The 6,000-nt window shown below is 67.5% G+C and carries 7 protein-coding genes and 2 CRISPR repeat arrays; of the genes, 6 read left to right on the plus strand and 1 reads right to left on the minus strand.

What is annotated here, in order from left to right:
- Positions 1–400 precede the first annotated feature (400 nt).
- Positions 401–910 carry a GNAT family N-acetyltransferase gene (locus ACIRQY_RS33665; RefSeq protein WP_403932109.1) on the plus strand — a complete coding sequence of 170 codons (510 nt, stop codon included), beginning with the start codon at positions 401–403 and terminating at the stop codon, positions 908–910.
- 108 nt (positions 911–1,018) lie between these two features.
- Here the strand turns inward: ACIRQY_RS33665 and ACIRQY_RS33670 are convergent, their stop codons facing one another.
- Positions 1,019–1,534 carry a transposase gene (locus ACIRQY_RS33670; RefSeq protein WP_403932125.1) on the minus strand — a complete coding sequence of 172 codons (516 nt, stop codon included), beginning with the start codon at positions 1,532–1,534 and terminating at the stop codon, positions 1,019–1,021.
- Positions 1,535–1,560: 26 nt separating this feature from the next.
- Positions 1,561–2,016: direct repeats of the CRISPR family, unit length 29 nt; unit sequence GGGTCCATCCCCGCGCGTGCGGGGAGCAG.
- A gap of 721 nt (positions 2,017–2,737) precedes the next feature.
- Here ACIRQY_RS33670 and ACIRQY_RS33675 point away from each other — a divergent pair.
- The 5 genes from ACIRQY_RS33675 to ACIRQY_RS33695 all read left to right on the plus strand — a co-directional run bounded on the left by ACIRQY_RS33675 (position 2,738) and on the right by ACIRQY_RS33695 (position 5,884).
- Positions 2,738–2,881: a hypothetical protein gene (locus tag ACIRQY_RS33675; protein WP_403932111.1), complete on the plus strand. Its 144-nt coding sequence runs from the start codon at positions 2,738–2,740 to the stop codon at positions 2,879–2,881.
- Positions 2,863–2,988: a hypothetical protein gene (locus tag ACIRQY_RS33680; RefSeq protein WP_403932113.1), complete on the plus strand. Its 126-nt coding sequence runs from the start codon at positions 2,863–2,865 to the stop codon at positions 2,986–2,988. Before ACIRQY_RS33675 ends, ACIRQY_RS33680 begins: the two co-directional genes overlap by 19 nt.
- Positions 2,989–3,169: 181 nt before the next feature.
- The gene (locus ACIRQY_RS33685) at positions 3,170–3,355 is read left to right on the plus strand and encodes a hypothetical protein (RefSeq protein ID WP_403932116.1); all 186 of its coding nucleotides are present in this window, start codon (positions 3,170–3,172) and stop codon (positions 3,353–3,355) included.
- Between the two features lie 81 nt (positions 3,356–3,436).
- Positions 3,437–4,197: a CRISPR direct-repeat array (repeat unit 29 nt; unit sequence GGGTCCATCCCCGCGCGTGCGGGGAGCAG).
- Positions 4,198–4,659: 462 nt separating this feature from the next.
- Positions 4,660–5,534, plus strand: a protein-coding gene (locus tag ACIRQY_RS33690; protein WP_403932119.1) for an IS5 family transposase whose coding sequence is annotated in 2 segments (ribosomal slippage) — positions 4,660–5,047 and positions 5,047–5,534 — 876 coding nt in all. Because the reading frame shifts where the segments join, the coding sequence is not laid out codon by codon here.
- 86 nt (positions 5,535–5,620) lie between these two features.
- Positions 5,621–5,884 carry a hypothetical protein gene (locus tag ACIRQY_RS33695; RefSeq protein ID WP_403932122.1) on the plus strand — a complete coding sequence of 88 codons (264 nt, stop codon included), beginning with the start codon at positions 5,621–5,623 and terminating at the stop codon, positions 5,882–5,884.
- Positions 5,885–6,000: the final 116 nt, after the last annotated feature.

Below are 6,000 nucleotides of genomic sequence, written 5' to 3' on the forward strand. Positions count from 1 at the left end.
TCGGCTCGTTCTGAACCACTTTCACCGAAACCGGAAAAGAGGCTATAGCGGTCATAATGTCGATCTGGGCAGGCAGACCGCCGTTCAGGGCTTGACCCTTGCCGACAAGAGCAGGGCTCCGGGAGGGGAGAGGAGGATGAGCCTCTCGGGCGAGCCCAGCGGGCGGTGCTGCCTGGCAAGGCGCCGGTCGACAGAGAACGATCCCCGCGCGTGCGGGGAGCAGGCCCTTGTGACGCAGAGTGGCGGGTCGTTGTCGGGTTGGCTATGACGACTTCTTGGGGGTTCTGGCACACATTTCGTGAGGACGATCAGTCGGACTGTCCTCGGTGACGTAGCGTGAGATTTGGGACCGTCGTGTGATCGTGGGGCGATGCCAGGCAAGTGGGAGGAGTGTAAGTAAGTGCGTTTGCGTGATGTTGGGGTTGGCGACGTCGAAGCCTACGTTCGGATGCGATGCGACCCGACCATGATGGTTGACCTCGGCGGCCCGCTTCCTCGTGAGGGGATGGCGGCGAAGGTCGAGCGCGATGTTCAGAGTGCGATACAGGGCACTCAGTGGATCAAAATGATCATTCCCAACGAGATCGAACCGGCAGTGGTGGCGGGAACCGTGACCCTGTGGTCCCACAATGCTGACGGCCAGCAGATGACCGAGATCGGCTGGATGGTGCTGCCAGAGTTTCAGGGACGCGGCCTCGGCAAGCTGGCCGTCCGCACGCTGCTTGAACTGGCCCGCAAAGAAGATCGCTGGGGAGTCGTGCATGCGTTTCCAGCGATAGCAAATGCTCCGTCAAATGGCATATGTCAGTCCGTTGGCTTCAGGTTCCTCGGTGAGGAAGACGTGACCTTCGCCGACCGAGTCTTGCGAACCAACCACTGGGCCATCGATCCTCGCACCGATTTGAAGTGAGACTGCGACAGTCCCCGCTCGGATACAAGGCATTCGGGGACCGGTTCAGACACCGTTCCATGAAGGCGGTCAAAGGGGGTGCTGTCGCTGCCTCCTGACCACCACTGATCACCCAGGGGCGGCGGTCAGGAGGACGCGCTTGCGCAGGAGCGGGAGTTTGGCGCGGCCGAACATCTGGCGTTTGATCATCTTGATGTGGTTGACACGGCCTTCCACGGGGCCGGAGTTCCAGCGAGTGGTCAGACCCTGGATGACGGCGTCCCAGTCCTTCTCCAGGCCGGTGGCGAAACTGTGCAGGCCAGGCAGGTCTTCGTCGCGGACGGCGGCGATCCAGTCCTTGAGGTGCTGGCCTGAGCGGGTGGTGAGAATCTCGGCGAACTCTCGGACGAGTCGGCTTGTGGCCTCGAGTTCGGGGCTGCGAGCGAGGACTTCGGCGAGCTGTTGGCGATCTTCGTCCCGGAGCCGGTCGGGGTGACGCATCATCCAGCTGGTGATCTGGCGGACGCCCGGTGGCGCCGGGCCGACGACACGGATGCGCTGCCGGCGGCGGGGCCGCAGGTAGTCGCTGATGGTCTGGTAGTGGCCTCGGTAGCCAAGTCCCTGGAGTTCCGCGTGCAGGTCGATAGCGTTCGTGCAGCCCTCTGACCAGCGGGTCCATCCCCGCGCGTGCGGGGAGCAGGTCCCCGGCGCGGAGCCGGAGACCCCGGACGGGGGTCCATCCCCGCGCGTGCGGGGAGCAGACGGTCTGTGCGGCGGCGGCCCGGAGGTCGGGGGGTCCATCCCCGCGCGTGCGGGGAGCAGTGGGCTCGACGGGCGCCTGTGTCACGGTATGTGGGTCCATCCCCGCGCGTGCGGGGAGCAGTCCAGGATGTGAAGGCACTGCCCTACCGGTACGGGTCCATCCCCGCGCGTGCGGGGAGCAGAACGACACCCTGATAGTCGTCGTGCCGCCGCCGGGTCCATCCCCGCGCGTGCGGGGAGCAGCGCGGACGAGGAGGTCACCCGTGTCGGGTGTCAGGTCCATCCCCGCGCGTGCGGGGAGCAGGCCGGATCTCCGGGAAGATGCGGTCATACTCGGGGTCCATCCCCGCGCGTGCGGGGAGCAGGAAGGGTCCATCCCCGCGCGTGCGGGGAGCAGGGCTCGATGTCCCGGCCGCTGTCGGCGGACATGGGTCCATCCCCGCGCGTGCGGGAAGCAGCATTCCTGACCTGCAGTTCTATCGCAGGCTCAGCTCGTTCTGAACCACTTTCACAGAAACCGGCAAAGCGGCTAGAACGGTCAAAGTGTCGATCGAGGCAGGCCGGTCGGCCGTAGCCCAGGACCCGGCCCTCACCAGCAGGAAGCAAGAAACAGGGCTCCGGGCTCTGGGAGACGAGCCCCTCGGACGGTCCCAGCGGGTGGTGCCATCCGGTGAGATGCCGGTCGGACAGGGGCGATCCCCGCACTCACATGAAACAGTGCACGTTCCCGGCCGGCCACGTCGGCAATCCCCCCTCCCCACGCACTGGAGTTCGGTCCGGGCGCGGGAGTCTGCTCCCTGCACCTGTGGGCATGGACTCGACGTGAAGAACGGCCCGGCGCTGCTGATCGACTGCTCCTTGCCTGTGTGGGGATGACCCCATCGGGTGTCTGGTGGCCTGGATCGTGGTGTGGGGCCTGTGGTGGCTGGTGGTGTGGGGCCGTCTCTGTCGGGTGGGTGCGGAGTCCTGCGCCGCTGGGTTGGGAGCCCGTACGGTGGGGGCGACTGGGATTTCCCGCCCGGGTCCTCCGGCTCGGGTGTGACGGGCCCACAGGGCCCCTTGTTCTCCCTCCGTTAGGAGAGCGCGATGAGCGCGGATGTTTCGCAGACCGGCGGCCGTGAGCTGCGGGTTACGGTCACCGACGAGGTCTATGAGCAGCTCCAGGCGCTGGCGGCCGACAGTCATGTCCCGGCTGAGGAGTACGCGGCCGTATGCTCACAGACGACGTGACCCGCGCCCGGTTCCTGGCCGGTGCCGAGCAGTTTGTCGCCGAGCACGCCCTCGGCTTTGCCGAGCACTTCGGCTCCCGTTCCGCTACTGGGGACCAGGCCGCGTGAATCTGACCGTCGGCCTCGTCTGGCTCCTGCAGATCGCGCAGGAGAAGCTGCCGGACGATCCCGACATTGTCGACTACGGCGCGCTGGAAGCCGCCCGGGCACGCCACTGCGCGGTCGTCATGGGCACCACTGTCTACCCCGAGCCGCACCATCGTGCCGCGTCTCTCTTCTGCAGTCCCTGGTGCGGTCGCCCGCCCTGGAGCACTCCAACGAGCTCTACGCGGCCACCGTCGCCGCCGCCTTCCTCAACGCCAGCGGCCGCCCCGTGAAGACCGGCACCGACCAGGCTGTCGATCTGGTCAAACGGACCGCGAACGGACTGGGCATCCGTGACATCGCCGCCGCCCTGACAGCCTGGACCCCCTGAGCACAGCTGGCCAAGCAGCGCCGCCAGCACCACCCATCCCGATTGAAGGCATGGAAGCACGGGACAGGGGGCGACTCCCACTGTGCCATCCCCGCGCAGGCGGGGAGCAGATGTCGTCGTGGCCGTCGTACTGGAGCTCGGTGGGTCCATCCCCGCGCGTGCGGGGAGCAGGGCTTCCTGTTCCCGGTCGTCGTGCCAGAGCGGGGTCCATCCCCGCGCGTGCGGGGAGCAGTCAACGACAAGGTGGGTGGTGAACGGTGGGCGGGGTCCATCCCCGCGCGTGCGGGGAGCAGAAGATGCGGGTGATGTCGACCCATTTGCCTTGGGGTCCATCCCCGCGCGTGCGGGGAGCAGTGCCGCATCCCCTTGCGGAGCGAGCCGAACTTGGGTCCATCCCCGCGCGTGCGGGGAGCAGGCCCGGCGCATCCCGTTCACCAAGGTCGGACGGGGTCCATCCCCGCGCGTGCGGGGAGCAGATGACGCCGACGACGGCGGATTTGTGCCGCCCGGGTCCATCCCCGCGCGTGCGGGGAGCAGAGCTTGTCGAACTGGGTGACCATGCGAGCCTCGGGTCCATCCCCGCGCGTGCGGGGAGCAGCCACCCCGGCAACCCACCCCGTCCCTCCGTAGGGGTCCATCCCCGCGCGTGCGGGGAGCAGTACCGGCCGTCCGGTGCGGGGACCGTCCAGTGGGGTCCATCCCCGCGCGTGCGGGGAGCAGGCGTCGGCTCCGGTGTCGACGGACCGGGCGCGGGGTCCATCCCCGCGCGTGCGGGGAGCAGATCAACGTTGTGGTCCTCGCCGCTGGTCCGGTGGGTCCATCCCCGCGCGTGCGGGGAGCAGTCTTCCTGACCTGCAGTTCTATCGCAGGCTCAGCTCGTTCTGAACCACTTTCACAGAAACCGGCAAAGCGGCTAGAGCGGTCAAAGTGTTGATCGAGGCAGGTCGGCCGGCCGTAGTCCAGGGTCCGGCTTTCACCGGCAGGAAGCGAGAAGCGGGACTCCGGGCTCTGGGGGAGGAGATGAGGTCCTCGGACGGGTCCACGGGGGGCGCTACCGTCCGGCGGGGTACCGATCGACAGGGGCGATCCCCGCGCATGCGGGGAGCAGTCCGCCGCCTGGTTCTTGCCCCACTTGCCGAGGGGTCCATCCCCGCGCGTGCGGGGAGCAGTTCTCCTCGACCTCGGCGCCGAGCTCGACCTTGGGTCCATTCCCGCGCGTAAGGGGAGCAGCCTTCGGGGTCTCCCAACACTCAGAACTAGGGTCTGTTGCGGAAGTGGATCTTGCTCCTTGATGATCATGTCCTGTGGGGTGTGGAGATCTGACGAATGGGCAGTGGGCCCGGCTTGAGCTGTTGCTGCTGCAGGGCATGAAGCCTGGCCGGCCCCAGGTGTGGACGCGGCGGCAGCTGATAGACGGCATACGGTGGCGGACCCGGACCGGCGCTCCGTGGCGTGACGTGCCCGAACGCTACGGGCCCTGGGATCGGGTTTACGACCTGTTCCGGCGCTGGCAGCGGGACGGCACCTGGGCCCGGATCCTCACCCGCCTCCAGGCCGAGGCCGACGCGAAGGGCCTGATCACCTGGGACGTCAACGTCGACTCCACCGTCTGCCGGGCCCACCAGCACGCCGCCGGGGTGGCGAACAAGGTGATCTCCAGAAGGAGCCGCCCGGCGGTGTCTTCATCGAGCCAGCCGATCACGGTCTCGGAGGGTCGCGAGGCGGCCTGACCACCAAGATTCACCTAGCTGTCGAGCAGGGCCAGAAGCCCCTGTCCGTGGTGGTCACGGCTGGGCAGCGCGGCGACTCTCCGCAGTTCGAGCCCGTCCTGGAGGCGATCCGGGTGCCCCGGCTCGGGCTCGGCAGGCCGCGCAAGCGGCCGGACCGGGTGCGGGCCGACAAGGCCTACGACTCCCGTGCCAACCGCTCCTACCTGCGTAGACGTGGGATCAAGGCCACCATTCCAGTGCCTGCGGACCGCGTCCGCAACCGGCAAAAGCGAGGCTCACTCGGCGGGCGGCCGCCGAGGTTCGACAAGGACGACTACAAGCAGCGGCACGCGGTCGAGTGCGGGATCAACCGGCTCAAGCGCCACGGGGCCGTCGCCACCCGGTACGACAAACCCTCCGTCCGCTTCGAAGCGACAGTGCTGGTCGCGGCCATCAACGAATGGCTCTGACCTCCATAAATGCTGCGGCGGCACCAACTGTCGAGCAGTAGCGTGCCCCCATGGGGATCAGCGTTCAAGTTCGGACATTTACAGGCGTGGTCGAAGCCACGTGCGTGCACCCATCCATCGCCGACCTGTGCGAACGGGCGGCGAGCCAACACCTGCCCCTGCTCGGATACGTCGATCCCTGCGACGACACCGTGTTCAACCGGTCGCAGCTCAGGGCGCTCATCCCCGAACTCCGGGCCTTGGCGGACGGCTCAGCCGCCGAGGAAGCCGAGGCGGTGCGCGAAATCCTTGCTCTCACTGTTCAAGTCGAGCGCAAGGCTCACCGGTATCTCGTCTTCAACGGCGACTGACGACGCCACTTTCACAACAGGCCCTAGGGCGTGTCTTCAAAGGGTCATATCCACATCAGGAGTGACGCGATGGTGAGGGCCGCTTCGTAGGACTCGCGGGTTTTGTCGTAGCGGGT

It is taken from the genome of Streptomyces sp. NPDC101490 (genome assembly GCF_044767145.1).
Lineage (GTDB): Bacteria > Actinomycetota > Actinomycetes > Streptomycetales > Streptomycetaceae > Streptomyces.